The following is a 25,709-nucleotide window of genomic DNA, read 5'->3' as shown; positions in this document are numbered from 1 at the left end:
CCGCCATGCCCCGGCTATGCTCGGGCGCGCACCACATGCCGTAGACCCCTGGAGCACCCATGGCCCTGAAGATCACCGTGATCGGCACCGGTTATCTCGGCGCGACCCACGCCGCGGCCATGGCCGAACTGGGCTTCGAGGTGCTCGCTCTCGACGTCGTCCCCGAGAAGATCGAGAAGCTGGAGCGGGGCGAGGCCCCGATGTACGAGCCGGGTCTGGACGAGCTGCTGCGCAAGCACGTCCCCGGCTTCGAGGGCTCCAGCGGGCGGCTGCGCTTCACCCAGGACTGGGCCGAGATCGGCGCGTTCGGCGATGTGCACTTCGTCTGTGTGAACACCCCGCAGCGGCACGGCGAGTACGCCTGCGACATGTCGTACGTCGACTCCGCGTTCGCCTCGCTCGCGCCGCATCTGCACGGGCCCGCGCTGGTGGTCGGCAAGTCGACGGTGCCGGTGGGCTCCGCGGACCGTCTCGCGGCGTACCTGGCGGCGCACGCGCCCGCCGGGCAGGACGCCGAGCTGGCCTGGAACCCGGAGTTCCTGCGCGAGGGCTTCGCCGTCGACGACACGCTGCACCCGGACCGGATCGTGGTGGGCGTGCGCAGCGAGCGGGCCGAGAAGCTGCTGCGGGAGGTGTACGCGACGCCGATCGCGGAGGGCTCGCCGTTCGTGGTGACCGACTTCCCGACCGCCGAGCTGGTGAAGACGTCCGCCAACTCCTTCCTCGCGACGAAGATCTCCTTCATCAACGCCATGGCGGAGGTGTGCGAGGCGGCCGGCGGTGACGTGGCGAAGCTGGCGGAGGCCATCGGTTACGACGACCGGATCGGCAAAAAGTTCCTGCGGGCCGGGATCGGCTTCGGCGGTGGCTGTCTGCCCAAGGACATCCGGGCGTTCATGGCGCGCGCCGGTGAGCTGGGCGCTGACCAGGCGCTGACGTTCCTGCGGGAGATCGACTCGATCAACATGCGCCAGCGCGGGCAGATGGTGGAGCTGACCCGGCAGGCGCTGGGCGGGGGGCCGTTCCTCGGCAAGCGGGTGGCGGTGCTGGGCGCGACCTTCAAGCCCGACTCGGACGACGTGCGGGACTCCCCCGCGCTCAACGTGGCCGGGCAGATCCACCTCCAGGGCGGCCAGGTCACGGTGTACGACCCGAAGGGCATGGACAACGCCCGCCGGGTCTTCCCCACCCTCGGCTACGCGGACTCGGCGCTGGAGGCCGTGCGGGGTGCCGACATCGTGCTGCACCTGACGGAGTGGCGGGAGTTCCGCGAGCTGGACGAGGAGGCCCTGGGCGAGGTCGCGGCGGCCCGGGTCATCCTGGACGGCCGCAACGCGCTCGACCCGGAGCGCTGGCGCAAGGCCGGCTGGACGTACCGGGCGATGGGGCGTCCCAGGGCGTAGGCGCCCGCCGAGACGAGAACAGGCGACGCCGGTTCGGCCGAGGCTCAGTCGGCCGAACCGGCGTCTCGCTGCATTCTGCCCCACGGAACCCGGACGGGGGGCGTCTGTGCCCCCGTCGAGCCGGAGGCACCTGGTCCCTCTCGGCATCGACGGGACGGCTCTCGGGGGTCGTGCGCCCGGAGTCTTCGGCCCCCGGTGGTGTGGCTCAGGTCGCCTTGGACCGGTAGCGGCGCATCTTGGCCCGGGCTCCGCAGACCTGCATGGAGCACCAGCGGCCGCGGCCGGCCGGGCTGCGGTCGTAGTAGGCCCAGTGGCAGTCGGCGGCCTCGCAGGCCTTCAGGCGGGTCCAGGTGCCGGCGACGAGGGCCTCGGCCACGGCGGCGGCCACGCGGGCGCGCAGGGACGTGCCGTCGGCGGGGGCGAGGGCGGCCGAGCCGTCCGCCGGGTCGACCGTGACGACGAGCGGGGCGGCGGCCAGGAGTTCGCCGAGCGGGGGCACCTCACGGTGCGGCGGGTGACCGGCATGGGCCAGGAGCGCGGCCCGCAGCGACTCGCGCAGGGCGCGGGCCTCCGCCGCCTCGTCGTCCCGGCTGATCCCGACGCGCGCCCGGCCCTCCGCCGTGTCCAGCGCGTCGGCGCCCGACTCGATGTCCAGCGTGTTCACCAGGGTCTCGACCAGGGCCAGGCCGCCGGGTGCGGGCGATCTCTCCGTCATGGCTGGACCGTACCTCTCGGGATATCCCTTGCGAGGTTACCGCCGATAGGGGAGCATGAGGTAACGGTTACCGGTTACCCGGCCCATATGGGTAACAGCGACTTCGAGGAGGAAGTCATGGCTCTCGCCACACTGGGTGTCGTCGTCCTGGACTGTCCCGACCCGCGCGCCCTGGCGGGCTTCTACGCGGAGGTGCTCGGCGGCACGCCGTCGGTGCAGACGGACGGCCAGGACGAGTGGGTGGACCTGGAGGTGCCGGGCGGACCGTCGCTGGCGTTCCAGGCCGCCCCCGACCACGTGCCGCCGCGGTGGCCCTCGTCCGAGCACTCGCAGCAGTTCCACCTCGACCTGGTCGTGGAGGACCTGGACACGGCCGAGAAGGGGGTGCTCGCGCTCGGCGCCACGCCGCTGGACGCCAACGACCGGGAGCGCAGCTTCCGGGTTTACGCCGACCCGGCCGGGCACCCGTTCTGCCTCTGCGCCGGCTGAGATCGGGAGGCCCCATGTCCGCAGTGGCACGTTTCCGTTCCGTGGTCGTCGACTGCCCCGACCCCCGCGCACTGGCCCGCTTCTACGCACAGGTGGTGGGCGGCACGCCGGAGGACGACGGCCCCGACTGGGTGGTGCTGCGCGTCCCGGGCGGCCCCCGGCTCGCCTTCCAGCGCTCCCCGGGCTACACACCGCCGGAGTGGCCGCGGGCCGACCGCAACGCCCAGCAGTTCCACCTGGACTTCGACGCCGGGTCGACCTGGGCGGAGATGGACGCGGCCGAGGAGCGGGTGCTGGCCCTGGGCGCGCGGGTGCTGGACCGGGAGGACGACGAGAAGAAGGACTTCCGGGTGTACGCCGATCCGGTGGGGCATCCGTTCTGCCTGTGCCGGATCGAGCACGACTGACCCCACGGGCCCGTCCGCGAGGACGGGCCCGTCAGCCGTCCAGGTCCGAGATCGTCGCCGTGGACGGTGCGCGGCGTTGCTGGGCGGCCCGGGCGGTGAAGTCGGCCCCGCGCAGCACGCGCTGGACGTTGCCCCAGGTCAGCAGGGCCACATCGGCCTCCTCCCAGCCGCGGCGCAGCAGTTCGCCGACCAGCCGCGGGTAGCAGGAGGTGTCACCGAGCTCCTGGGGATGGGCGGAGCCGGTGTCGTAGGTGCCGGACAGTCCGACGCTGTGGGCTCCGGCCACGGCCCGGATGTGGTCGAGGTGGTCGGCCACGTCACGGACGGTCGGGCCGGTCTGCTCTGCGGTCAGCGGCACCAGGCACAGCCCCTTGGCCGCGCCCAGCTCCGCGAGCAGGTCGTCGGGGAGGTTCGCCGGGTGGGGGCGGACGGCCCGGGCGGCGGAGCGGCTGCACAGCACGGGGGCCCGGGAGAGGCTGAGGGCGCGGCGCAGGGTCTGCGGCGAGGCACCGGAGAGGTCCGCGATCACGCCCAGCCGGTTCATCTCGCGCACCACCTCCTCGCCGAACCGGGTCAGCCCCGCCTCGCTCGCCCAGGACACCCCGGTCAGGGTCAGCACGCGCAGTCCGAGCAGATGCAGCTGGCGCAGGGTGCCCAGGGAGTCGCCGAGGGCCGAGGCCCCGGCGGGGCCGAACAGCACGGCGACCCGGCCGCAGCTGCGGGCGTCCACCACCTCCCCGGCCGTGGTGGCGGGGCGCAGGCCCTCGTCGCAGCCGCGGACGACCGTCTTGGCCAGGTCCAGCTGCTCCAGGGTGGCGCCGACGGCCCGGTCCCCGTCCAGCCCCTCCGGCAGGTGCAACGACCAGAACAGGGCGCCCACATGACCCTCGCGCAGCCGGGGCACGTCGGTGTCGACGGTGCTCTCGCCGAGTTCCAGGTCGTAGTAGGACAGGCGCTTGAGGGCCCAGGGCAGCCCGTTGTAGCCGTCGGCGACGGGGTGCGCGGCGAGGACGGCGTGGGCACGGGTCAGCGGCGTGTCGCCGGGGTCGGAGACGGGCTCGTACGACTCGGCCGCGACGACGGCCTCCTCGGCGTACGGGTCGGCCAGGTCGTCGAAGTCGCCGGCCGCGGCGGTGGGGCGCAGGTCGTCCTGGAGATCTGCCATGGCGGCTCCCGTACGGTCGTTCGTGAGGTACGGTCACCGTCGCACGGCGCGGGGGGCGGTTCCTGGTGGGAGCGGCGTTCGGGGTACGGCCCGGTACGGCCGCGCGCTCAGGGCAGCCGGGCCGCCTCGATCACCTCGTCCAGGGTGTCCCGGGAGCGGACCAGGTCGGTGATCATCCGGTCGATGCGGTCCCGTTCGGCGGTGAGGTCGGCGACGAGCTTCGGCGTGGCCACCACGGAGGGGCCGCCGTCGCTGTCCCGCATGCAGGGCAGCAGTTCGGCGATCTTCGCGCTGCGCAGTCCCGCCGCGTACAGCTCCTGGATCCGCACGACCCGGTCCACGGCCTTCTCCGGGTACTCCCGGTGCCCGCCCGGGGTCCGCTCGGCGGTGAGCAGCCCCTGCTGCTCGTAGTAACGCAGCGACCGCTCGCTCACGCCGGTGCGCCGGGCCAGTTCACCGATCCGCACGTGCCCTCCCGGACTTGATTCTGACATCAGCGTCAGGTTCTAGCGTACGGGCATGACGCAGCAGACCACAGCGCTCCTCGCGCCGTTCCGGCTTTCCGCCCTCGACCTGCCGAACCGCCTGGTGATGGCCCCGCTGACACGGAACCGGGCCGCGGCCGACGGCACGCCGACCCCGCTCATGGCCACCTACTACGCCCAGCGCGCCTCGGCCGGGCTGATCATCGCCGAGGCCTCGACGCCCAACGCGGCCGGGCAGACGTACCCGAACATCACCGCCATCCACCGCCCGGCCCACGTGGCCGGCTGGCGGCGCGTCACCGGCGCCGTGCGTGAGGCGGGCGGGCGGATGTTCCTCCAGCTCCAGCACGGCGGCCGGGTCGGCCACCCGGCGACCAGCGGACTCACCCCGCTCGCGCCCTCACCCGTCCCGCTGCCCGAGACGATCGTCACGCCCCAGGGGCACCGGCCGGCCGTGGTGCCCCGGGAGATGACCGCCGAGGACATCCGCACCACGATCGCCGACTTCGCCCGGGCCGCGCGCAACGCCCTGGACGCCGGCTTCGAGGGAGTGGAGGTGCACTCGGCCAACGGCCACCTGCTCCACCAGTTCCTCGCCCGCAACACCAACCTGCGCACCGACGGCTACGGCGGCACGATCGCCCGGCGCATCCGGTTCACGGCCGAGGTGACCGAGGCCGTGGCCGCCGAGATCGGGGCGGAGCGCGTCGGGCTGCGGGTCTCCCCCGGCAACACCGTCAACGGCATCGCGGAGGGCGAGACGGAGGAGCTCTACCCGGCCCTCGCCGAGCGGCTGCGCGGGCTGGGCCTCGCCTATCTGCACCTGGTCCACGCCGATCCGGCCACCCCGGTGTTCCGGTCGGTGCGGGCCGGCTGGCCGGGCGTACTCGTCGGCAACCCGGTGCTGAGGGAGATGACGCCGCAGGGCGTGCTCGCCGCGTCCGGGACACTGCTGGAGGCGGGGGCCGACCTGATCGCGCTCGGCCGGCCCTTCCTCGCCAACCCCGACCTCGTGGAGCGGCTGCGGCGCGGGGCACCGCTGAACCCGCTGCGCGAGCGGTACTTCATGTACGTGGGCGGGGCGGCCGGCTACACCGACTACCCCTCCCTCGACGCTCAGCGGACGGGCGCGTCCAGCGACTCGATCATGGCGTTGGACGGCGAGCGGGTCTGCTGAAGCCCTCGGGCGACGTCCTCGGCCGCGTCCAGCACCCGCACCGCGTTCTTCCAGGTCAGCTTGGCCAGGTCGGCCTTGGACCAGCCCCGGTCGAGCAGTTCGGCGATCAGGTTCGGGTAGCCGGAGACGTCGTCCAGGCCGTCGGGGGTGAAGGCCGTGCCGTCGTAGTCACCACCGATGCCGAGGTGGTCGACGCCGGCGACCTCGCGCATGTGGTCCAGGTGGTCGGCGACCGTCGCGACGGTGGCGACCGGGCGCGGGTGCCGCTCCTCGAAGGCGCGGTGGACCCGCATGGCCTCGGCGGTGGTGTCGAGGTGGTGGAAGCCGTGGGCGCGCATGTTCTCGTCGGCCGCCGCCGTCCAGTCCACGGCCGCCTGGAGCACGAACTTCGGCACGAACGTCACCATCGCCATGCCGCCGTTGGCGGGCAGCCGCTCCAGGACGTCGTCCGGGACGTTGCGCGGGTGGTCGCACACGGTCCGCGCGGAGGAGTGGGAGAAGATCACCGGGGCCGAGCTGGTGTCGAGCGCGTCCCGCATGGTCGTCGCCGCCACATGGGACAGGTCGACGAGCATCCCGAGCCGGTTCATCTCCCGCACGACCTCGCGGCCGAACGCGGTCAGGCCGCCGGCCCTCGGCTCGTCGGTCGCGGAGTCCGCCCAGTCGACGTTGTCGTTGTGGGTGAGCGTCAGGTAGCGCACGCCCAGGCCGTACAGCCCGCGCAGGGTGCCCAGGGAGTTGGCGATGGAGTGACCGCCCTCCGCGCCCATGAGCGAGGCGATACGGCCCTCCCCGCGCGCGGCCTCCATGTCGGCGGCGGTGAGCGCCGGGCGCAGGTCCGCCGGGTGGCGGGCGATCAGTTGCCGCACGCAGTCGATCTGCTCCAGCGTGGCCGCGACCGGGTCGGGAGCGTCGGTGCGGACGTACACCGACCAGTACTGCGCGCCGACCCCGCCGGCCCGCAGCCGGGGGATGTCGGTGTGCAGGTGCTCGCTCTGGTCGACGGCGACGTCCCGGGCGTCGAGGTCGTAGCGGACCTGCTCGCGCAGCGCCCAGGGCAGGTCGTTGTGCCCGTCGGCCACCGGGAACTCGCCCAGGAGTTCCCGGGCCGCCTCCCGGGACGTCACCGCCGTCACTTCCCCGCGCCGAAGCCGAAGCCGCCCGTGCCCTCGACCTTGGAGCGCAGGCGCTTGCCCTTCTCGGTGGCCTGGTCGTTCAGCTCCTGCTGGAACTCGCGCATCCGCGCGCGCAGGTCCTCGTCGTGGGCGGCGAGGATGCGGGCCGCCAGCAGACCGGCGTTGCGCGCGCCGGCGACCGAGACCGTGGCGACCGGGACACCGGCCGGCATCTGCACGATCGACAGCAGGCTGTCCATGCCGTCGAGGTACTTCAGCGGCACGGGCACGCCGATGACCGGCAGCGGGGTCACCGAGGCGAGCATGCCGGGCAGGTGGGCGGCGCCGCCCGCCCCGGCGATGATCACCTTGAGCCCGCGGGCGTCGGCCTGCTCGCCGTAGGCGACCATCTCGCGCGGCATGCGGTGCGCGGAGACGACGTCGACCTCGTAGGCGATCTCGAACTCGTCGAGGGCCTTGGCGGCGGCCTCCATGACGGGCCAGTCGGAGTCCGACCCCATGACGATGCCAACAACGGGGCTCATTCGGTGATAGTGCCTCTCAGATAGCCGGCAGCGTGACGGGCGCGCTCCAGCACGTCGTCCAGGTCGTCGCCGTAGGTGTTGACGTGTCCGACCTTGCGGCCGGGCTTCACGTCCTTGCCGTACATGTGGATCTTGAGCTGCGGGTCGCGGGCCATGCAGTGCAGGTACGCCGAGTACATGTCCGGGAAGTCGCCGCCGAGGACGTTGACCATCACGGTCCACTTCGCGCGCGGGCGCGGGTCGCCCAGGGGCAGGTCCAGCACCGCGCGGACGTGGTTGGCGAACTGGCTGGTGACCGCGCCGTCCATCGACCAGTGGCCGGAGTTGTGCGGGCGCATCGCCAGTTCGTTGACGAGGATGCGGCCGTCGTGGGTCTGGAACAGCTCGACCGCGAGGTGGCCGACGACGCCGAGTTCCTTGGCGATGTTCAGCGCCATCTCGGAGGCCTCCAGGGCGAGGGCCTCGTCGAGGTCGGGGGCCGGGGCGATGACGGTGTCGCACACGCCGTTCACCTGCTGCGACTCCACCACCGGGTAGGCCACGGCCTGGCCGTGCGGGGAGCGGACGACGTTGGCGGCGAGCTCGCGGACGAAGTCGACCTTCTCCTCGGCGAGCACGGGGACACCGGCCTTGAACGGCTCGGCGGCCTCCTCGACGGAGCCGACGACCCACACGCCCTTGCCGTCGTAGCCGCCGCGGACGGTCTTCAGGACCACGGGGAACCCGTCGCCCTCGGCCGCGAAGGCGGCCACGTCCTGCGGATCGGAGACGATCCGGTGCCGCGGGCAGGGCACGCCGATCGAGTCGAGCTTCGCGCGCATCACCCCCTTGTCCTGGGCGTGCACCAGCGCGTCCGGGCCGGGGCGCACGGGGATGCCGTCCGCCTCCAGCGCCCGGAGGTGCTCGGTGGGTACGTGTTCGTGATCGAAGGTGATCACATCGCACCCGCGCGCGAACTCACGCAGCGTGTCGAGGTCGCGATAGTCGCCGACGACGACATCGCTCACGACCTGCGCGGCGGAGTCCTGCGGGGTGTCACTGAGGAGCTTGAACCTGATGCCGAGCGGGATGCCAGCCTCGTGCGTCATACGCGCGAGCTGGCCGCCGCCCACCATGCCGACTACCGGGAACGTCACGCCTCCAGGGTATCGGCCGCGCCAGGGTGGCCGGTTCCCGTCCCCGCCCGCCCCGGTCCGGACCCTCTCCGGCCGTCCACCCGCCGTCCACCGGCCGTCCACCGGCATCCACAGGAAGATCGCGTTCGAGGGTGGTTAGCATGGCTGGGTTGACGCCAACCACGGACGGGGGCCTGCACGACCATGGGACATGGTGCTTCGCGGCTCCGGCGGCTCGTCCACGAGGTCGCCAAGTTCGGCGCGGTGGGCGGGGCCGGCGTGCTGGTCAACCTGCTCGTGTTCAACCTGGTGCGGCACGTCACCGACCTGCCGGTGGTCCGGGCGAGCGTCGTCGCGACCGTCGTCGCGATCGTCTTCAACTACGTCGGCTTCCGGTACTTCACCTACCGCGACCGCGACAAGACCCGCCGCACGCGGGAGCTGACCCTGTTCCTGCTGTTCAGCGCGGTCGGGCTGGTCATCGAGAACGGCGTGCTGTACACGGCGACCTACGGCTTCGGCTGGGACACCCCGCTGCAGAACAACGTCTTCAAGTTCGTCGGCATCGGGATCGCCACGCTGTTCCGCTTCTGGTCGTACCGCACCTGGGTGTTCCGCGCGCTGCCCGCCCCCGGGGCCGTGGCGGACGCGGAGTCGGTCCTGGAGCGGGAGCGCACCCGGCAGCGGGTGCCCTAGCCGGACCCGGTGCCGGCCGCCGGGCCGGTCAGCGGATCGTCGGCTCGTCGTCGCCGTCCGCCGCCTTGCGGACGGCCGTGCGGGACAGGAACAGGCCGAAGACCGGCGGCTTGGTCTGCAGCATCTCCAGCCGGCCGCCGTCGGCTTCCGCCAGGTCGCGGGCGACGGCGAGCCCGATGCCCGTGGAGTTGCGGCCGCTGATCGCCCGCTCGAAGATGCGGGCGCCCAGGTCGGCGGGGATGCCCGGGCCCTCGTCGGTGACCTCGATGACGGCCTGGTTGCCGGTGACGCGGGTGCGCAGGGCGACCGTGCCGCCGCCGTGCATCAGGGAGTTCTCGATCAGCGCGGCCAGCACCTGGGCCACCGCGCCGGGCGTGCCCACCGCCTCCAGGTGCCGTTTGCCGGAGCTGACGATGGCCCGGCCGGCGCTGCGGTAGGCGGGGCGCCACTCGGCGAGCTGCTGCTGGATGACCTCGTCGAGGTCGAAGGTGACGGCGGAGCCGGTGCGCGGGTCGCGCGAGTTCGTCAGCAGCCGTTCCACGACGTCCGTGAGCCGCTCGACCTGCGTGAGGGCGATCGTCGCCTCCTCCTTCACCGTATCCGGGTCGTCGGTGAGGGTGATCTCCTCCAGACGCATGGACAGCGCCGTCAGCGGGGTGCGCAGCTGGTGGGAGGCGTCGGCGGCGAGCCGCCGCTCGGCGGTCAGCATGCGCGCGATGCGCTCGGCGGACCCGTCCAGCACGTCCGCGACCCGGTCCAGCTCGGGCACGCCGTAGCGCTTGTGCCGCGGGCGCGGGTCGCCCGAGCCGAGCCGTTCGGCGGTCTCGGCGAGGTCGGTCAGCGGTGAGGCCAGCCGGTTGGCCTGGCGGACCGCCAGCAGCACCGCGGCCACCACCGCCAGCAGCGCCACCAGGGCGATGATCAGCAGGGTCCGGCCGACCTCCCGGGTGACCGAGGAGCGCGGCTCCTGGACCGTGACCGTCTCGCCCTCCTCGCCGGGCGCGGTCGCGCTGATGACGTCACCGGAGGGCTTGTGGCCGATCTCGATGGGCGCCTCGCCGGGGATCCGGATGACGGCGTAGTAGCGGTCCTGCGTGACCTGCTTGCGCAGCACCTCCGCGTCGACCTGCTGGGCGACGAAGAGCCGGCTGTCGACGATGCTGGCCAGCCGCACCGCCTCGGACTCCACCCGTTCCTGGGCGCTGTTGCTGATCGTCCGGGTCTCGACGATGACGAGCGAGACGCCGAACACGGCGATCACGACCAGCACCACGGCGAGCGTGGACTGGATCAGTCGGCGGCGCATGTCCTGTTACCCGATCACCGTGCTCCGCGGCTCAGCTCTTCTCGAAACGGAAGCCCACACCGCGCACGGTGGCGATGTAGCGCGGGTTGGCCGCGTCGTCGCCGAGCTTCTTGCGCAGCCAGGAGATGTGCATGTCGAGGGTCTTGGTCGACGACCACCAGGTGGTGTCCCAGACCTCGCGCATCAGCTGGTCGCGCGTGACGACCCGGCCCGCGTCGCGCACCAGCACCCGCAGCAGGTCGAACTCCTTGGCGGTGAGCTGCAGCTCCTCCTCGCCCATCCAGGCGCGGTGCGACTCGACGTCGATGCGCACGCCGTGGGTGGCGGGCGGCTGCTGGGGCTCGGCGGCACCGCGCCGGAGCAGGGCCCGGACGCGGGCGAGCAGCTCGGCCAGCCGGAACGGCTTGGTGACGTAGTCGTCGGCGCCCGCGTCGAGCCCGACGACCGTGTCCACCTCGTCGGCGCGCGCGGTCAGGATGAGGATGGGGATGCTGTGGCCTTCGCCACGCAGGCGGCGGGCCACCTCCAGTCCGTCCATGCCGGGCAGACCCAGGTCGAGCACGACCAGGTCGACGCCGCCCTGCAATCCGGCGTCGAGAGCGGTGGGTCCGTCCTCACGCACCTCGACCTCGTAGCCCTCCCGGCGCAGAGCACGGGCCAGCGGCTCCGAGATGGACGCGTCGTCCTCGGCGAGCAGTACTCGGGTCATGGGGTGATGGTAGACCTGCGGGGCCCTGAGCCGGGGTGTGACCGGAAGCCTCGGTTCTTACCGCCTCCACACCGGCTTCTTACGCCCGTCGGGAACCGACACGGACCTGCACCTGTGGGGTGGGATCCTGGTAAGGACCTTGGAAACGGGGCGTACGGTTCCCTCGTCACCTGTGATCCGTGTCTCAAGTCCTTCCATATGCGGCGGTGTCCTGCCGTATGGTGAATCGACGCCTGTAGCACCACGGCGACCTTCGGAGGCCGTTCGCCCTGGAGGTCTCTTTTGTGTGCGGGCCGGTTCGCCGCCGGCCCCCCCGAGTGAAACGACCTGTGGCCGGGCCTCGTCGTGCGGTGACGCGCGTAGAGGCGTGGATCCCGGTGGCGACCGCCCACCGCTTCGCGATCCGGAGCGGACCCCCGTAGGCGTCGGGCGGACGGCCGTACGCACCGGTGCCGGCAACCCCCACCGGGCGCACCACCGCAGTCGCGGACGGCGCGTCCCGAGCAAGCAAGGAACCACCATGGCGTCCAGCCTGACGAAGGACTCGGCCCGCCCGGGCACCCCGGGCCCCGAGCGGACCTTCTTCGGCCACCCCCGCGGACTGGCCACCCTCTTCATGACCGAGATGTGGGAGCGGTTCAGCTTCTACGGCATGCGGGCCCTGCTCGTCGTCTACCTGCTCTCCGGCGGTCCGGACGCCAAGAAGGGCAGCATGGGCGGCGGTCTGGGCATGGACCTCGCCACGACGACGGCGATCTACTCGGTCTACCTGTCGATGGTGTACCTGCTCGCCATGCCCGGCGGCTGGCTCGGCGACCGGGTCTGGGGTCCGCGCAGGACGGTGGCGATCGCCGCGGTCACGATCATGGCGGGTCACCTGGTGCTGGCCCTGCCCGGCGGGCAGGCGCCCTTCTTCGCCGGTCTGGCGCTGGTCGCGCTCGGCTCCGGCCTGCTGAAGGCCAACATCTCCACGATGGTCGGCCACCTCTACGACGGGCCGGACGACCCGCGCCGCGACGGCGGCTTCACGATCTTCTACATGGGCATCAACATGGGTGCCTTCTTCGCGCCGCTGATCATCGGCACCGTCGGCCAGCAGGTCAGCTGGCACCTCGGCTTCGGCCTGGCCGCGGTCGGCATGGGCATCGGCCTGATCGCCTTCCTCCTCGGCACCCGCCACCTGAGCCCGCAGAGCGACATCGTGCCCAAGCCGCTGGCCGCCGAGGAACGCACCGCCTGGCTGCGCAAGGGCCTGCTGTGGCTGATCGTCGCGACCGTCTTCTACGGCGCCGTCGGCTTCACCGGCCACTTCACGCTCAACTGGGCGATGATCCCGCTCACCGTGATCGGCCTGATCATCCCGGCCGGTGTGCTGATCCGCATCAAGCGGGACAAGGAACTCAGCGACGTCGAGCAGTCGAAGATGACCGGCTACATCTGGTTCTTCGTCGCGGCCGCCGTGTTCTGGATGATCTACGACCAGGGCGGCTCCACGGTCCAGGCGTTCGGCGAGACCAAGGCCTCGGGCTCGCTGCTCGGCTTCGACTTCCCGTCCTCCTGGTACCAGTCGCTGAACCCGGTCTTCATCATGGCGCTGGCCCCGGTCTTCGCCTGGATCTGGCTGTGGCTGAACCGCAAGGGCAAGGAGCCGAGCACCGTCGCCAAGTTCGCCGCGGCGCTGTTCTTCATCGGTGTCTCGTTCTTCTTCTTCCTGCTGCCGCTGGGCATGGCCGACGGCGACACGCTGGTCAGCCCGATGTGGCTGGTGGGCATCTACCTGATCCAGACCGTCGGCGAGCTGTGCCTGTCCCCGGTCGGCCTGTCGGTGACCACGAAGATGGCCCCGGCCAAGTACGCCAGCCAGATGATGGGCGTGTGGTTCCTCGCGGTCACCGCGGGCGACTCGGTGACGGGCCTGCTCTCCAACCCGGCCGTCGGCGGCGTGGACCTGAGTGGCACCGGCGCGGTCGCCGTGGAGGCCGTGCTGGCCGCCCTCGCCGGTATCGCGGTGTACATGTACCGCCGGAAGGTCAAGTCCCTGATGGGCGACGTCCACTGACGCCGGCCCCCGGACCGTGACGAGGGCCGCCGCACCGCCGAGGTGCGGCGGCCCTTTCGCGTGCTCATGGCCTTCGGCTTCCCGGTGGGTCGGCGTCCGGGATGCCCGGCGGCGGAGCGGGCGGGGTGCCCGGCGGCGGAGCGGGCGGGCGGGCGCCGGGGGTGTGACCGGGCGGACTCGGACGGCGGGCCCGGTGGGCTCGGCGGGCCCGGTGGGCTCGCCGGGACGGCGATCCCCGTTCACCCGTTCACCCGTTCGGCCGTACGGAAGACACTCGCCTCAAGAGGGCAGATTCACGGTCCGGACAGAAGAAAGCCCAGGCGGTGGGAAGCCCGGGCGGAGAGGAACGCGGAGGGCGCAGCCCCCCGAACGGCCGCACCTCGGAGCGAGAACAGCCCAGAACCAGGGCCGTGTGGCGGTCGGGCCCGGCCGTAGCCGTACGGCACGGGAGCCGTGGGACTCGGGTCGGCCGTCAGGCCGGTGCGCCCAGTTCCGCCCACACCGTCTTGCCGCCGACCCCCGGGGTGCGCACGACACCCCAGTCCAGGCACAGGCGCTGGACGATGAACATGCCGTGCCCGCCGGGGCGGCCCGCGCGGTGGGGCGTACGCGGCGCCGGCTGGCCGCTGCCGCGGTCGGTCACCTCGACGCGGATCACCTTGTTGTCGCAGGTGATCTGGAGTTGGTCAGGCCCCTCGGCGTGCAGGCAGGCGTTGGTGACCAGCTCGGAGACGACGAGCAGGACGTCCTCGGCGGCGGCCCGCTGGTCGGCGGAGGCGGCGGGCAGCCAGCCCCACGCGTACAGCGCCTGGCGGGTGAAGTCGCGCGCGAGGGGGACGACCCCGCTCTCCCCCTCGAAGCTCAGCCGGCGCACCTGCCGACCGCCCGGCGGCGCCGCGGCTCCGTCCTGCGCGGCCATGCCCTCGCCGGCCGCGCCGGCCGCCGCCACGCCACCCTCGGACGCCCCGGAAGCGCCGCTGGGCTCCGGCCCGCGGTCGCCCGGCGAGTAAGGCCGGGTGGTGCTCATCAGCGCTTCACCTCACCGATTCACCAGTTCACGATTCAAAAGATTCAGTACACAGTCAGTCACGCACGTGCGCGGCCCATCGGTTTCACAGCTCCCCCGGTCACCCCGCGGCCGACAGGCTCAGGTTGTCTCCTGCCCGGGCGGACCCGGGGAACACCCCTGTATTGCGCACGAAACCCGTGACGGGGGCAGGACACCGGTCACAGGGGGGCGTCAGGGGCACGGCGGGCCGGGGCACTCCGGTCAGCCCGACTCGTCGGCGAGGGCCGCCTCGAGCGTGTCGTGGACGCTGAAGACCGCATCCGCTCCGGTGATCTCGAACACGCGCGCCACCACCGGCTGCATTCCGGCGAGCGAGACACCACCACCGGCGGCCTCGGCCTTCAGGCGCGCCCCGAGGAGCACGTTCAGCCCCGTGGAGTCGCAGAACTCAAGGCGCGCGCAGTCGATGACCAGGCGCTTGAATCCCTTGGCGAGGCAGTCCTCCAGTGGCTCGCGCAACAGATCGGCGGTGTGGTGATCCAACTCACCCGCCGGGGTCACGACGGCACTGGGGCCCTCTTCCCGCACCTCCACCAGAAGCCGGCCAGACTGTGCGCTGCCGACCGTCCCGCGGTCCATGCCGTCTCTCTCTCCCGACGTCGTGGCTGTTGCTGACGCCCTCGAACACTACGCCTTCCTCACACGCTCCGACACCCGAACAACCACACACAAACGGACATATGCCCACAGAACGCACTTGCGGTCGGCTCAGGAAAGCGGGTAGGCCTAGTAAGGACACGTACCCGACACGGCCGGCTTTGGAGGCGCCGCACACCGCAGTGCACGTACTGGCTCCGGCAGCCATATGCCGAGAACGATGGAGGACATCATGTCACCCCGGCTCGACGCATCGCGTACCCCGAAAGCGACGTCGGCATCCCCTCCGGAACATCTGGAACCCATCGAGCACGACGAGACGCTCGTCACACCCGACGACCTTCTCTCCGGACTTCCGGACATCCCCCCGTACGAGGAAGTCGACGCGGTCGACGCCCGGGCCCTGTCCAAGACCCTCTTCGAGCGGCTGGAGTCGCTGGAGGAAGGGACCCCCGAGTACTCCTACGTCCGCAACACGCTCGTCGAACTGAACCTCGCGCTGGTCAAGTTCGCCGCCTCCCGGTTCCGCTCCCGCAGCGAGCCGATGGAGGACATCATCCAGGTCGGCACCATCGGCCTCATCAAGGCGATCGACCGCTTCGAGCTGTCCCGCGGGGTGGAGTTCCCCACCTTCGCGATGCCGACCATCATCGGCGAGATCAAGCGCTTCTTCCGCGACACCTCGTGGTCCGTGCGCGTGCCGCGCCGGCTTCAGGAGCTGCGGCTCGACCTGGCCAAGGCCGGTGACGAGCTGGCGCAGAAGCTGGACCGCGCCCCGACGGTGCACGAACTGGCCGAGCGCCTCGGCATCTCCAACGACGAGGTCGTCGAGGGCATGGCCGCGTCCAACGCCTACACCGCCTCCTCGCTGGACGCCCAGCCGGAGGAGGACGACTCCGAGGGCGCGCTCGCGGACCGCATCGGCTACGAGGACCACGGGCTCGAAGGCATCGAGTACGTCGAGTCGTTGAAGCCGCTGATCGCGGAACTCCCGCCGCGCGACCGGAAGATCCTGTCCCTGCGGTTCGTCGCCGGCATGACCCAGTCGGAGATCGGCGAGGAGCTGGGCATCTCGCAGATGCACGTGTCGCGGCTGCTGTCGCGGACGCTGGTGCGGCTGCGCAAGGGGCTGACGGTCGAGGAGTGAGCCTCACCGGGTGATCGTGTCCTTCGGGGGCGGGCCGCAGGGCCCGCCCCCGCGCGCGTGCCGGTGCCGACCTCTCACATGACGCGCTTTCCGCGCCGCCAGACCCCGCTGACCAGCGGCACGCCCGGCCGGTAGGCGAGGTGGACGTGGCTCGGCGCGTCCAGGAGCACCAGGTCGGCACGGGCGCCCGGGGTGAGGCGGCCGACGTCGGTGCGGCGCAGGGCCGCGGCGCCGCCCGCGGTGGCCGACCAGACGGCCTCGTCCGGGGTCATCCCCATGTCCCGTACGGCGAGCGCGACGCAGAACGGCATGGACGAGGTGAAGGACGAGCCCGGGTTGCAGTCCGTGGACAGCGCGACCGTCACGCCCGCGTCCAGCAGCCGCCGCGCGTCCGGCCAGGCGGCCCGCGTGGAGAACTCGGCGCCGGGCAGCAGCGTCGCGACCGTCCGGCTGTGGGCCAGGGCGTCCACGTCGGCGTCGGTGAGGTGGGTGCAGTGGTCGGCGCTAGCCGCGTCGAGTTCGACGGCGAGCTGCACGCCGGGGCCGTGGGAGAGCTGGTTGGCGTGGATGCGCGGGTGCAGCCCTCTGGCCTTGCCGGCGGTGAGGATCGCGCGGGCCTGGTCGCCGTCGAAGGCGCCCTGCTCGCAGAATACGTCGATCCAGCGGGCGTGCGGCGCGCAGGCGTCGAGCATCTCGCCGGTGACCAGGGCGACATAGCCGGCCGGGTCGTCGGCGAAGTCGGGCGGCACGATGTGGGCGCCGAGGTAGGTGACCTCGTCGGTGTGGGCGGCGGCGATGCGCAGGGCGCGGGCCTCGTCCTCGACGGTCAGGCCGTAGCCGGACTTCGTCTCGAACGTGGTGGTGCCCTGGCGCAGGGCCTCGGCGAGGTAACGGGTGACGTTGGCCTCCAGTTCCCCGTCGCTCGCCGCGCGGGTGGCGGCGACCGTGGTGCGGATGCCGCCCGCGCTGTACGGGCGGCCCGACATGCGGGCGTTGAACTCCTGCGTCCGGTCGCCCGCGAAGACGAGGTGGGAGTGGGAGTCGACGAAGCCGGGCAGGACGGCCCGGCCGCCGGCGTCGACCCGGTTGTCAGTGGCGGGTGCTTTGCTGTGATCACCGGTCCACACGACGCGGTCGCCCTCGATGGCGACCGCCGCGTCGTGGACCAGTCCGAGGGGGGAACCGTCACCGAGGGAGGGGTCGTTGGTGACCAGGACGGCGATGTTGGTGATGAGCGTGCTCGCGGTGCTCGCGGAGTGGGCGGGGCTGACGGTCGTGGCGTTGCTCATGGCGTCCTCGGTGGCCTGGTCGGCGGTGGGATCGGGTACGGGGGCGGAGCCGGGCCGCGCGGGTGGGTGGCCCGGGGTCATCCGCGCAGGGCTGCGACGGCGTCCGCGAGGGCGCGCGGCACGTCCGGCACCAGGGTGTGGACCCCGTCCCGTACGACGTGCCGGCCTGCCACGACCGTATGCGACACGTCCGCTGCCGACGCGGCGAATACGGCCGTCTCGGCCCCGAGCCGCGGAAGCGGCCCTGCCGTCCTGACGGAGTCGAGGGCGATCGTGGTGAAGTCGGCGAGCGCGCCGGGCTCCAGGGCGCCCGCCTCGTCCCAGCCGAGGGCCGCGTGGCCGTCGGCCGAGGCCGCCCGCAGCAGGGCCGCCGCCGTCCAGTGACCTCGGGTGCGGGTGCGCAGGCGCTCGTTCAGCTCCATCGCCCGCGCCTCCTCGAACAGGTCGATCACGGCGTGGCTGTCGGAGCCGAGACAGAGAGGGGAGCCCTCGTTCTGCAGGGCGGCGGCGGGCCCGATGCCGTCGGCCAGGTCGCGCTCGGTGGTCGGGCACATGCAGGTGCCGGTGGAGCTGGAGCCGAGGAGCGTGATGTCCTCGGCGGTCAGGTGGGTGTTGTGGACGCCGGTGGTGCGCGGTCCGAGCACGCCGTACTGGGCGAGCAGCTGCGTTGGGGTGCAGCCGTGGGCCTCGCGGCAGGCGTCGTTCTCGGCGGTCTGCTCGGACAGGTGCACGTGCAGCGGGGCCCGCCGCTCCTCGGCCCAGCGGGCGACGGTCTCCAGCTGTCCGGCGGGCACGGCCCGCACCGAGTGGATCGCCGCCCCGATCCGTGCGTGGTCCCGTTCCTTGAGAAGTGCACAGCGTGCGGCCCAGGCGTCGGCGTCCCCGTCGGAGAAGCGGAGCTGGTGGCGGGTGGGCGGCCGGCCGAAGCCGGAGGAGAGGTAGGCGGTGTCGAGGAGGGTGATGCGGATGCCGGCCTCGGCGGCGGCCTCGACGAGGGCCTCGCCCATGGCGTTGGGGTCGGCGTACGGCGTGCCGTCCGGGGCGTGGTGCACGTAGTGGAACTCGCCGACGGACGTGATGCCGGCGAGGGCCATCTCGGCGTACACGGCCCGGGCGAGCGCGTGGTACGTGTCCGGGGTCAGCCGGTCGGCGACGGAGTACATGACCTCGCGCCAGGTCCAGAAGGTGCCGGAGCCGACCTGGGCGGTGCCGCGCAGGGCGCGGTGGAAGGCGTGGCTGTGGGCGTTGGCCAGGCCCGGCAGGGTGAGACCGCGCAGGGGCTCGGCGCCGGGGGGCGGGGCGGCCACGTCGGTCCGGACGGCGGTGATGCGGCCGTCGGCGGTGTCCAGGGCGACGCCCGGCTCGACGTGGGTACCGAGCCAGGCGTGCTCCAGCCAGTAGGTGCGGCTGTGCTGGGCGGGCGTCACGGGCAGGCCAGTCCTTCCAGTACGTCGGCGAGGGCGAGCACTCCGGCCACGCAGTCGTCCTCGGCGGCGGACTCGGCCGGGGAGTGCGAGACGCCCGTGGGGTTGCGCACGAACAGCATGGCGGTCGGGATGCTCCCGGAGAGGATCCCGGCGTCGTGTCCGGCGCCGGTGCCCAGGACGGGGACGGTGAGCCCGGGCTCCCGGTCCTTGCCGAGGATGCGGGCGAGTTCGTCGCGCAGGGCGTGGTCGAACTCGACGACCGGGGTGAAGGACTCCCGGGTGACGGAGAGTTCGACGCCGTGGGCGGCGGCGTGCTCCCCGGCGGCCTTCCGCACCCCGGTCACGACGGCGTCCAGGCCGTCCTGGTCGGCGGCGCGCGAGTCGAGCCAGCCGCGCACCAGCGAGGGGATGGCGTTGACGCCGTTCGGCTCCACGGCGATCTTGCCGAAGGTGGCGACCGCTCCGGCCAGTTCGGCCTCGCGGCGGGCGGCGAGCACGGTCTCGGCGTAGGCGAGCATGGGGTCGCGCCGGTCGGCGAGCCGGGTGGTGCCGGCGTGGTTGGCCTCGCCGGCGAAGTCGAACCGCCACCGGCCGTGCGGCCAGATCGCGCTGGCGATGCCGACGGCGTCGCCGGACAGGTCCAGGGCCCGGCCCTGCTCGACGTGGAGTTCGACGAAGGCGCCGATGCGGGCGAGCCGTTCGGGGTCGGGCCCGATCGCCTCGGGGTCGTAACCGGCGGCCTCCATGGCCCGGGGCAGGGTGGTGCCGTCCCCGTCGGTGAGCCGGTGGGCGTCCTCGACGGTGAGCTGCCCGGCCGTGAGCCGGGAGCCGACGCAGGCGAGTCCGAAGCGGGCGCCCTCCTCGTCGCCGAAGTTGACGATGCCGAGCGGCCGGGTGAACTCCACTCCCCTGCCGCGCAGCTCGTCCAGGGCGGCGAACGCGGACACGACGCCCAGAGGGCCGTCGAAGGCACCGCCGTCGGGGACGGAGTCCAGGTGCGAGCCGGTCACGACGGCGTCGCCGCGGGCGGGGTCGCCGAGCCAGGCCCACTGGTTGCCGTTGCGGTCGGTCTCACAGGTCAGCCCGCGGGACTCGGCTTGCTCCTCGAACCAGGCCCGGCAGTCCAGGTCGGCGCCGGTCCAGGCGAAGCGGCGGTAGCCCCCGGAGGCGGAGCTGCGGCCGATCGGCAGCAGCTCCGCCCACATGCTGTGGAAGGTCACGCCCGGTCACCCTCGCGCATCGGGATCCGGACACCGCGCTCGCCGGCGACCGACTCGGCGATGTCGTACCCGGCGTCGACGTGCCGGATGACGCCCATGCCGGGGTCGTTGGTGAGGACGCGGCGGATCTTCTCGCCGGCGAGCGGGGTGCCGTCGGCGACCGTGACCTGCCCGGCGTGGATCGAGCGGCCCATGCCGACGCCGCCGCCGTGGTGGAGGGAGACCCAGGACGCCCCGGAGGCGACGTTGACCATGGCGTTGAGCAGCGGCCAGTCGGCGATCGCGTCGGAGCCGTCCAGCATGGCCTCGGTCTCGCGGTAGGGGGAGGCGACGGAGCCGCAGTCGAGGTGGTCGCGGCCGATGACGACCGGGGCGGCCAGCTCGCCGCTCGCGACCATGTCGTTGAAGCGCTCGCCGGCCTTGTCGCGCTCGCCGTAGCCGAGCCAGCAGATGCGGGCGGGCAGGCCCTGGAAGTGGACCCGCTCCCCGGCCATTGTGATCCAGCGGGCCAGGGACTCGTTCTCCGGGAAGAGGTCGAGGATCGCCTTGTCGGTCTTGGCGATGTCGGAGGCCTCGCCGGACAGGGCCGCCCAGCGGAAGGGGCCCTTGCCCTCGCAGAACAGGGGGCGGATGTAGGCGGGGACGAAGCCGGGGAAGGCGAAGGCCCGGTCGTACCCGGCGAGCTGGGCCTCGCCGCGGATGGAGTTGCCGTAGTCGAAGACCTCGGCGCCGGCGTCCTGGAAGCCGACCATGGCCTCGACGTGCCTGGCCATGGACTCGCGGGCGCGGGTGGTGAAGCCGGCCGGGTCCTTGGCGGCGGCCTCGGCCATGTCCTCGAAGGCGGTGCCGACGGGCAGGTAGGCCAGCGGGTCGTGCGCGGAGGTCTGGTCGGTGACGATGTCGATGGGCGCGCCCAGGGCGAGCAGCTGCGGGACGAGTTCGGCGGCGTTGCCGAGGACGCCGATGGACAGCGGGCGGCGGGCGTCGCGGGCCTCGGTCGCCAGGGCGAGGGCGTGGTCCAGGCTGTCGGCCTTCACGTCCAGGTAGCGGTGCGCGATGCGGCGCTCGATCGCGCGCGGGTCGCAGTCGATGCACAGGGCGACGCCGTCGTTCATGGTCACGGCGAGGGGCTGGGCGCCGCCCATGCCGCCGAGTCCGGCGGTGAGGGTGATGGTGCCGGCGAGGGTGCCGCCGAACTTCTTGGCGGCGACGGCGGCGAAGGTCTCGTAGGTGCCCTGGAGGATGCCCTGGGTGCCGATGTAGATCCAGGAGCCGGCGGTCATCTGGCCGTACATGGTCAGGCCGAGCTGTTCCAGGCGGCGGAACTCCTCCCAGTTGGCCCAGTCGCCGACGAGGTTGGAGTTGGCGATGAGGACGCGCGGGGCCCACTCGTGGGTCTGCATGACGCCGACCGGGCGCCCGGACTGGACGAGCATCGTCTCGTCCTGCTTCAGGCCCTTCAGCGTGCGCACCATCGCGTCGAAGGAGCGCCAGTCGCGGGCCGCCTTGCCGGTGCCGCCGTAGACGACGAGCTGGTCGGGGTGTTCGGCGACCTCCGGGTCGAGGTTGTTCTGCAGCATCCGCAGGGCGGCTTCCTGCTGCCATCCGAGGGCGCTCGGTTCCGTGCCGCGCGGCGCTCGGACGGGGCGGGGTCCGGACATGGTCTGCCTCCTGGTGGGGTCTCCCGGCGGATGTTGCTGCTTCTATTCACATCCTGACCTCATGAATAGAGCTAGTCAATACAGCGGGAGGCCGGCACGGCCGTGGCGTGGATGTTTGGCTGGACGCATGGGCGCACACATCGACACGGAAGATCCGGACGGCACGGACGGCGAGCACGGCACGAATGGCGAGCACGGCTCGGACGGCGAGTACGGCGAGCACGGCTCGGGGGCGTCGCGGGCGGCCCGGCGGGACGAGGCGGTGCGGGCCGCGGTGGAGCAGGGGCTGCTCGGACCGGACCGCCCCCTGGTGGGACTGCTGGACGTCGTCGGCATCCGGGAGTCGGCCGCGGAGCTGCGGGCGGCGTTCGAGGCGGTGACCGCGCCGGGCACGCCCGTGCTGCACGCCTTCGCGGTGAAGGCGACCCCGCTGGTGCCGGTGCTGCGGCTGCTGCGCGAGGAGGGCGTCGGCGCGGAGGTGGCGAGCCCGGGCGAGCTGGCGCTGGCCCGGGCCGCGGGGGTGCCGGCGGGGATGACGGTGCTGGACTCGCCCGCGAAGACGCCGGCCGAGCTGCGCGAGGCACTGGACCTGGGCATCGCGGTCAACGCCGACAATCCGCAGGAGCTGGCCCGCATCGACGGACTGCTGCGGACGCGGTCCAGCGGCTCCCCCCTCGGGATCCGGGTGAACCCGCAGGTCGGCGGCGGCGCCATCGAGGCGCTGTCCACGGCGACGGCCACGTCCAAGTTCGGGGTGGCGCTGCGCGACGAGGGGGCGCGGGAGTGGGTCGTGCGGGCGTATCTGGACCGGCCGTGGCTGACCCGGCTGCACACGCACACCGGCTCCCAGGGGGTCCCGCTGTCCCTGATGGCGCGGGGCGTGGCGGAGGCGTACGCGCTGGCGGAGGAGATCAACCGGCGGGCCGGACGGCGGCAGGTCGACACCCTCGACATCGGCGGCGGGCTGCCGGTGAACTTCGCGTCGGACGCGACGACGCCGACGTACGCGCAGTACGCGCGGATGCTGGCCGGGGAGGTGCCGGGGCTGTTCGACGGGCGGTACGGGCTCGTCACCGAGTTCGGGCGGTCGCTGCTGGCGAAGCACGGGACGGTGGTGGCCCGCGTCGAGTACGCGAAGACCTCCGGCGGGCGGGCGGTCGCCGTGACGCACGCCGGGGTGCAGGTGGCCGCGCGGACGGTGTACGCGCCGGGGAGCTGGCCGCTGCGGATCGCGGCGTACGACGCGAAGGGCCGGGTGAAGGAGGGGCCCGTCGTGGTGCAGGACGTGGCGGGGCCGGCCTGTTTCGCGGGGGACCTGCTGGCCCAGGGGCGGTCCATGCCGCTGCTGGAACAGGGGGACTACGCGGCGGCGCTGGACACGGGGGCGTACTACTTCGCCCACCACTACGGGTACAACTCGCTGGTGCGGCCCGGGGTGTACGGGTTCTGGCCGGGCGGGCGGTTCGCGCTGGTGCGGCGCGCGCAGAGCGTGGAGGAGGTCGTCGCGGAGTCCGGCGGGGCGCAGGTGGACGCGTTGGCCTGAGCACCGCGGGAGTTCGCACGGCGGGGTGGCCGCGGGGGCGTGGGGGCTGATCGCGCGGTTCCCCGCGCCCCCGGAGGCCTGTCCCCGCCGCCGGTCAGACGAGGGCCGGCGTCTTCCTGCGCGTACCGCCGGCGACCGGGGACTTCCTGCGCGTACCGCCGGCGACCGGGGTCTTCCTGCGCGTACCGCCGGGGGCGGCGTCGCCCGCCGCGATGCCCGTGCTGCGGAACGCCTTGACCCGCTTGCCGGTCGGGCGGGCGACACCCGCGCGCAGCCAGTCCACGCGGACCCACAGCAGCACCTCGTCCGCGCGCTCGCGGCGGCCGAGCCACGCCGCCTTCAGCCACAGGCCCACCGCGCAGCCGGCCAGCAGCATGCCGCCCGCGGCGGGCAGCGCGAAGGAGGTGCCCAGGGCGGCGAGGAAGGCCAGCAGGAGCCACCAGCGGTGCGCGCGGCGCCAGTTGCGCGCCGTGACCGCGCGGTCCTGGAGCACGTCGTGCTTGCCGGCCCGGGCGGCCGCGCCGGCCAGCGCCGTGTAGCGCTTGCGGCGGGTCGTGGACACCACGGCCGCGGCCAGCAGGAAGAGGGCCGCCCCCGTCAGCACCCCGATACGGCGGCCGGCGAGCCCCTCGGGCAGCAGCCCGAGGCCGGCCGTCAGTACTCCCAGCCACCACAGCGGGGCGGCACCCGCCCGTACCACGACGGCCACCCGGGCCAGTCCGTGTCCTCCGCGCATGTCAGTCAGCCTCCGTCCGGTACCCGAAGCGTCTGAAGAGTGTTGTAGGAGAAGGACGTTAGCGGCGCAACGTGAGACGAGTCTGAGAATCGCGGCGCGCTCCGTCAGCGGCACGTTCCGTCAGCGGCGCGCTCCGCAGCGCGTTCCGTCAGTCGACGAACAGGCCGCGCGCCGCCGCCTTGGCGTCGAACTCCTCCAGGCGGGCCTGGGCCTCGGGCAGGTCGTCGCACATGGCCTCCAGCAGGACCCGGCCGAGCAGCATCGGGGCGCAGGCCGTGTCGAAGGCGAGCCCGGTGCCGACGGCGGCGGGCAAAAGCAGGTCGGACACCTTGGCGACGGGGGCGAAGGCGGAGTCGGCGACCGTGACAACGGTCAGACCGGCCTCCTTGGCGTGGGCGAGGGCGTCGACGACCTCGCGCGGGTGCCGGGGCAGCGCGAAGCACAGCAGGGCGGAGGCGCCGGCGCGGACGGCTGCGTCGACGCGGTCGGCGAGCATCGTGCCGCCCTCGTTGAGCAGCCGCACGTCGGGGTGGACCTTGGCGGCGAAGTAGGCGAAGCCGTGGGCCTGGGCGGCCGCCGCGCGCAGCCCGAGGACGGGCAGCGGACGGGAGCCCGCGAGGAGCCGCCCGGCCCGCCGCACGGGCCCGGGGTCGGCCAGCGCCTGAGCCAGGTGCCGCAGGTTCTCGATCTCGGCCTCGACGGCCTGCTGGTACTCGTTGGCCGACCCGGCCTCCCCCGCGGGCTCCGCGGGGGCGACCTCGCGCAGGTGGCGGCGCAGGGCGGGGTAGCCGTCGAAGCCGAGGGCGACGGCGAAGCGGGTGACGGAGGGCTGGCTGACCCCGGCCAGCTCGGCGAGCTCCACGCTCGACAGGAACGGCACGTCGGCGGCGCGGCGCACCATGCTGTGCGCGATGCGCCGCTGGGTGGGCGTCAGCCGGTGGCCCTCGAAGAGCGCCTGCAGCCGCGCGGCAGGGCTGTCGGTCGCGCTCATGACGTGCTCCCCCTCGCCTATTCAGTAGCTGAGGATTCTGCATGAGCATATGCAGCCCGGCAAGCGGCGGCAGGCGCCGCGACACCACCCGGACCCGGTCGCCGCCGGGCCGCCGGCCGGGCGGCGCCGTGCGGCAACCCACCGGTCCGACAGGGGGGCTAACCCCAGTGCGGCCCCGGTTCCGGCTGCCTACCGTGGACGGCATGAGCGGAATGGACGCGCGGGACACCGAGCTGAAGAAGGAACTCGACGCCACGCTGCACGCCCGCAGGGAGCTGGGCGAGGAGTACGAGTCGGCGCTGGTCGACTCCTTCCTGGAGAAGGTCGACCAGCGCATCGACGGCGCGGTCGAGCGCCGGGTGCGCCGGCAGCTCGCCGAGCAGCAGATGCAGACGGCCCGGGACTCCCGGACGCCGGGGGCCACGGACTCCTGGGGCGAGCGCTTCGGCTTCGGGATCGTCTCCCTCGTCCTCGCGGTGCCCCTGTCCGCGATCGGCGGGGGCGTGGCCCACCTGCCCGGCCTGCTCACCGCCTGGGCGGGCATCGTCGGCGTGAACGTGGTGCAGGCCGCCCGTACCAACCCCGGCCTGTTCGGACGCCGCAAGTCCTCCCAGGACAGCGGCTGGGAGGACTGAGGGGGCGG

25 protein-coding genes are annotated in these 25,709 nt (G+C 73.0%); 9 read left to right on the top strand and 16 right to left on the bottom strand.

All coding sequences use genetic code 11. From position 1 onward, the window contains the following. Positions 1-59 precede the first annotated feature (59 nt). Complete coding sequence (locus ACIGAN_RS17925) at positions 60-1,403, top strand: UDP-glucose dehydrogenase family protein (protein ID WP_365092641.1); 1,344 nt, start codon at positions 60-62, stop codon at positions 1,401-1,403. A gap of 205 nt (positions 1,404-1,608) precedes the next feature. On the opposite strand, the gene ACIGAN_RS17920 is transcribed toward ACIGAN_RS17925, so the two are convergent. Next, positions 1,609-2,118 carry a CGNR zinc finger domain-containing protein gene (locus ACIGAN_RS17920; RefSeq protein WP_365736132.1) on the bottom strand — a complete coding sequence of 170 codons (510 nt, stop codon included), beginning with the start codon at positions 2,116-2,118 and terminating at the stop codon, positions 1,609-1,611. Between the two features lie 117 nt (positions 2,119-2,235). Here ACIGAN_RS17920 and ACIGAN_RS17915 point away from each other — a divergent pair, with 117 nt between their 5' ends. Continuing rightward, complete coding sequence (locus ACIGAN_RS17915; protein WP_399858553.1) at positions 2,236-2,607, top strand: VOC family protein; 372 nt, start codon at positions 2,236-2,238, stop codon at positions 2,605-2,607. Positions 2,608-2,621: 14 nt separating this feature from the next. Then, positions 2,622-3,014, top strand: coding sequence for a VOC family protein (locus ACIGAN_RS17910; protein ID WP_365092646.1), 393 nt, complete (start codon positions 2,622-2,624; stop codon positions 3,012-3,014). Positions 3,015-3,045: 31 nt separating this feature from the next. Here the strand turns inward: ACIGAN_RS17910 and ACIGAN_RS17905 are convergent, their stop codons facing one another. Next, positions 3,046-4,179: a dipeptidase gene (locus tag ACIGAN_RS17905; protein WP_399858551.1), complete on the bottom strand. Its 1,134-nt coding sequence runs from the start codon at positions 4,177-4,179 to the stop codon at positions 3,046-3,048. 107 nt (positions 4,180-4,286) lie between these two features. Beyond that, a complete protein-coding gene (locus tag ACIGAN_RS17900; protein ID WP_365736159.1) occupies positions 4,287-4,646 on the bottom strand; it encodes a MerR family transcriptional regulator in 360 nt (119 codons plus the stop codon). Positions 4,647-4,698: 52 nt separating this feature from the next. On the opposite strand from ACIGAN_RS17900, the gene ACIGAN_RS17895 reads away from it, so the two are divergent. Beyond that, a complete protein-coding gene (locus ACIGAN_RS17895; RefSeq protein WP_399858548.1) occupies positions 4,699-5,841 on the top strand; it encodes an alkene reductase in 1,143 nt (380 codons plus the stop codon). Here the strand turns inward: ACIGAN_RS17895 and ACIGAN_RS17890 are convergent. From ACIGAN_RS17890 to ACIGAN_RS17880, 3 genes are read right to left on the bottom strand one after another with little or no spacing between them, the layout of a single operon-like run. Beyond that, positions 5,781-6,968: a dipeptidase gene (locus tag ACIGAN_RS17890; protein ID WP_399858546.1), complete on the bottom strand. Its 1,188-nt coding sequence runs from the start codon at positions 6,966-6,968 to the stop codon at positions 5,781-5,783. The genes ACIGAN_RS17895 and ACIGAN_RS17890 overlap by 61 nt on opposite strands. 5 nt (positions 6,969-6,973) lie before the next feature. After that, entirely contained in the window at positions 6,974-7,501 is a 528-nt protein-coding gene (gene purE / locus ACIGAN_RS17885) for a 5-(carboxyamino)imidazole ribonucleotide mutase (protein ID WP_365092657.1), read from the bottom strand. Continuing rightward, on the bottom strand, positions 7,498-8,637 hold the full coding sequence (locus ACIGAN_RS17880; protein ID WP_399858543.1) for a 5-(carboxyamino)imidazole ribonucleotide synthase: 1,140 nt from the start codon (positions 8,635-8,637) through the stop codon (positions 7,498-7,500). Before ACIGAN_RS17880 ends, purE begins: the two co-directional genes overlap by 4 nt. Positions 8,638-8,820: 183 nt before the next feature. Here ACIGAN_RS17880 and ACIGAN_RS17875 point away from each other — a divergent pair, with 183 nt between their 5' ends. Beyond that, complete coding sequence (locus ACIGAN_RS17875) at positions 8,821-9,312, top strand: GtrA family protein (protein ID WP_365092664.1); 492 nt, start codon at positions 8,821-8,823, stop codon at positions 9,310-9,312. Between the two features lie 28 nt (positions 9,313-9,340). Here ACIGAN_RS17875 and ACIGAN_RS17870 read toward each other — a convergent pair whose 3' ends face one another. Both ACIGAN_RS17870 and ACIGAN_RS17865 read right to left on the bottom strand, forming a co-directional pair. Continuing rightward, positions 9,341-10,618 carry an ATP-binding protein gene (locus ACIGAN_RS17870; protein WP_365736122.1) on the bottom strand — a complete coding sequence of 426 codons (1,278 nt, stop codon included), beginning with the start codon at positions 10,616-10,618 and terminating at the stop codon, positions 9,341-9,343. A 31-nt stretch (positions 10,619-10,649) separates the two neighbouring features. Then, entirely contained in the window at positions 10,650-11,327 is a 678-nt protein-coding gene (locus ACIGAN_RS17865; protein WP_150481273.1) for a response regulator transcription factor, read from the bottom strand. Between the two features lie 520 nt (positions 11,328-11,847). Between ACIGAN_RS17865 and ACIGAN_RS17860 the strand changes: the two genes are divergently transcribed. Then, positions 11,848-13,386: a peptide MFS transporter gene (locus tag ACIGAN_RS17860; protein ID WP_365092670.1), complete on the top strand. Its 1,539-nt coding sequence runs from the start codon at positions 11,848-11,850 to the stop codon at positions 13,384-13,386. A 472-nt stretch (positions 13,387-13,858) separates the two neighbouring features. Here ACIGAN_RS17860 and ACIGAN_RS17855 read toward each other — a convergent pair whose 3' ends face one another. After that, a complete protein-coding gene (locus ACIGAN_RS17855; RefSeq protein WP_365092673.1) occupies positions 13,859-14,413 on the bottom strand; it encodes an ATP-binding protein in 555 nt (184 codons plus the stop codon). 243 nt (positions 14,414-14,656) lie between these two features. Continuing rightward, positions 14,657-15,034: an STAS domain-containing protein gene (locus ACIGAN_RS17850; protein ID WP_309095574.1), complete on the bottom strand. Its 378-nt coding sequence runs from the start codon at positions 15,032-15,034 to the stop codon at positions 14,657-14,659. A 238-nt stretch (positions 15,035-15,272) separates the two neighbouring features. Here ACIGAN_RS17850 and ACIGAN_RS17845 point away from each other — a divergent pair, with 238 nt between their 5' ends. Continuing rightward, the gene (locus tag ACIGAN_RS17845; protein WP_365092675.1) at positions 15,273-16,199 is read left to right on the top strand and encodes an RNA polymerase sigma factor SigF; all 927 of its coding nucleotides are present in this window, start codon (positions 15,273-15,275) and stop codon (positions 16,197-16,199) included. A gap of 74 nt (positions 16,200-16,273) precedes the next feature. Here ACIGAN_RS17845 and hutI read toward each other — a convergent pair whose 3' ends face one another. Genes hutI through hutU form a run of 4 tightly spaced genes read right to left on the bottom strand, consistent with a single transcriptional unit; the run spans position 16,274 to position 21,796 of the window. Beyond that, positions 16,274-17,569 carry an imidazolonepropionase gene (gene hutI, locus ACIGAN_RS17840; protein ID WP_399858537.1) on the bottom strand — a complete coding sequence of 432 codons (1,296 nt, stop codon included), beginning with the start codon at positions 17,567-17,569 and terminating at the stop codon, positions 16,274-16,276. Then, positions 17,566-18,915, bottom strand: coding sequence for a formimidoylglutamate deiminase (locus tag ACIGAN_RS17835; RefSeq protein WP_399858534.1), 1,350 nt, complete (start codon positions 18,913-18,915; stop codon positions 17,566-17,568). Before ACIGAN_RS17835 ends, hutI begins: the two co-directional genes overlap by 4 nt. Beyond that, a complete protein-coding gene (locus ACIGAN_RS17830) occupies positions 18,912-20,135 on the bottom strand; it encodes an allantoate amidohydrolase (protein ID WP_399858530.1) in 1,224 nt (407 codons plus the stop codon). The genes ACIGAN_RS17835 and ACIGAN_RS17830 overlap by 4 nt, the downstream gene beginning before the upstream one ends. Continuing rightward, the gene (hutU, locus tag ACIGAN_RS17825) at positions 20,132-21,796 is read right to left on the bottom strand and encodes a urocanate hydratase (protein ID WP_399858528.1); all 1,665 of its coding nucleotides are present in this window, start codon (positions 21,794-21,796) and stop codon (positions 20,132-20,134) included. The genes ACIGAN_RS17830 and hutU overlap by 4 nt, the downstream gene beginning before the upstream one ends. Positions 21,797-21,923: 127 nt before the next feature. On the opposite strand from hutU, the gene ACIGAN_RS17820 reads away from it, so the two are divergent. Next, on the top strand, positions 21,924-23,339 hold the full coding sequence (locus ACIGAN_RS17820) for a diaminopimelate decarboxylase (RefSeq protein WP_399858525.1): 1,416 nt from the start codon (positions 21,924-21,926) through the stop codon (positions 23,337-23,339). A 94-nt stretch (positions 23,340-23,433) separates the two neighbouring features. Here ACIGAN_RS17820 and ACIGAN_RS17815 read toward each other — a convergent pair whose 3' ends face one another. After that, complete coding sequence (locus ACIGAN_RS17815) at positions 23,434-24,075, bottom strand: hypothetical protein (protein WP_399858522.1); 642 nt, start codon at positions 24,073-24,075, stop codon at positions 23,434-23,436. A gap of 148 nt (positions 24,076-24,223) precedes the next feature. Then, a complete protein-coding gene (locus ACIGAN_RS17810) occupies positions 24,224-25,066 on the bottom strand; it encodes a MurR/RpiR family transcriptional regulator (RefSeq protein WP_365736107.1) in 843 nt (280 codons plus the stop codon). A gap of 212 nt (positions 25,067-25,278) precedes the next feature. Here ACIGAN_RS17810 and ACIGAN_RS17805 point away from each other — a divergent pair, with 212 nt between their 5' ends. Further along, positions 25,279-25,701 carry a hypothetical protein gene (locus tag ACIGAN_RS17805; RefSeq protein ID WP_365092804.1) on the top strand — a complete coding sequence of 141 codons (423 nt, stop codon included), beginning with the start codon at positions 25,279-25,281 and terminating at the stop codon, positions 25,699-25,701. Positions 25,702-25,709: the final 8 nt, after the last annotated feature.

Source organism: Streptomyces sp. NPDC085931, assembly GCF_044540565.1.
In the GTDB taxonomy this organism is placed as follows: Bacteria; Actinomycetota; Actinomycetes; order Streptomycetales; family Streptomycetaceae; genus Streptomyces.
Note: the sequence above shows the minus strand (reverse complement) of the source record. Positions and strands in the feature narration are given on the sequence as shown.

Coding starts and splice junctions, on each gene's coding strand:
- ACIGAN_RS17925 (WP_365092641.1), top strand. CDS start 60: ATGGCCCTGAAGATCACCGTGATCGGCACCGGTTATCTCGGCGCGACC.
- ACIGAN_RS17905 (WP_399858551.1), bottom strand. CDS start 4,179: ATGGCAGATCTCCAGGACGACCTGCGCCCCACCGCCGCGGCCGGCGAC.
- ACIGAN_RS17895 (WP_399858548.1), top strand. CDS start 4,699: ATGACGCAGCAGACCACAGCGCTCCTCGCGCCGTTCCGGCTTTCCGCC.
- ACIGAN_RS17820 (WP_399858525.1), top strand. CDS start 21,924: ATGGGCGCACACATCGACACGGAAGATCCGGACGGCACGGACGGCGAG.
- ACIGAN_RS17810 (WP_365736107.1), bottom strand. CDS start 25,066: ATGAGCGCGACCGACAGCCCTGCCGCGCGGCTGCAGGCGCTCTTCGAG.
- hutU (WP_399858528.1), bottom strand. CDS start 21,796: ATGTCCGGACCCCGCCCCGTCCGAGCGCCGCGCGGCACGGAACCGAGC.
- ACIGAN_RS17915 (WP_399858553.1), top strand. CDS start 2,236: ATGGCTCTCGCCACACTGGGTGTCGTCGTCCTGGACTGTCCCGACCCG.
- ACIGAN_RS17845 (WP_365092675.1), top strand. CDS start 15,273: ATGGAGGACATCATGTCACCCCGGCTCGACGCATCGCGTACCCCGAAA.
- ACIGAN_RS17875 (WP_365092664.1), top strand. CDS start 8,821: ATGGGACATGGTGCTTCGCGGCTCCGGCGGCTCGTCCACGAGGTCGCC.
- hutI (WP_399858537.1), bottom strand. CDS start 17,569: ATGACCCCGGGCCACCCACCCGCGCGGCCCGGCTCCGCCCCCGTACCC.
- purE (WP_365092657.1), bottom strand. CDS start 7,501: ATGAGCCCCGTTGTTGGCATCGTCATGGGGTCGGACTCCGACTGGCCC.
- ACIGAN_RS17910 (WP_365092646.1), top strand. CDS start 2,622: ATGTCCGCAGTGGCACGTTTCCGTTCCGTGGTCGTCGACTGCCCCGAC.
- ACIGAN_RS17855 (WP_365092673.1), bottom strand. CDS start 14,413: ATGAGCACCACCCGGCCTTACTCGCCGGGCGACCGCGGGCCGGAGCCC.
- ACIGAN_RS17805 (WP_365092804.1), top strand. CDS start 25,279: ATGGACGCGCGGGACACCGAGCTGAAGAAGGAACTCGACGCCACGCTG.
- ACIGAN_RS17850 (WP_309095574.1), bottom strand. CDS start 15,034: ATGGACCGCGGGACGGTCGGCAGCGCACAGTCTGGCCGGCTTCTGGTG.
- ACIGAN_RS17860 (WP_365092670.1), top strand. CDS start 11,848: ATGGCGTCCAGCCTGACGAAGGACTCGGCCCGCCCGGGCACCCCGGGC.
- ACIGAN_RS17870 (WP_365736122.1), bottom strand. CDS start 10,618: ATGCGCCGCCGACTGATCCAGTCCACGCTCGCCGTGGTGCTGGTCGTG.
- ACIGAN_RS17865 (WP_150481273.1), bottom strand. CDS start 11,327: ATGACCCGAGTACTGCTCGCCGAGGACGACGCGTCCATCTCGGAGCCG.
- ACIGAN_RS17920 (WP_365736132.1), bottom strand. CDS start 2,118: ATGACGGAGAGATCGCCCGCACCCGGCGGCCTGGCCCTGGTCGAGACC.
- ACIGAN_RS17815 (WP_399858522.1), bottom strand. CDS start 24,075: ATGCGCGGAGGACACGGACTGGCCCGGGTGGCCGTCGTGGTACGGGCG.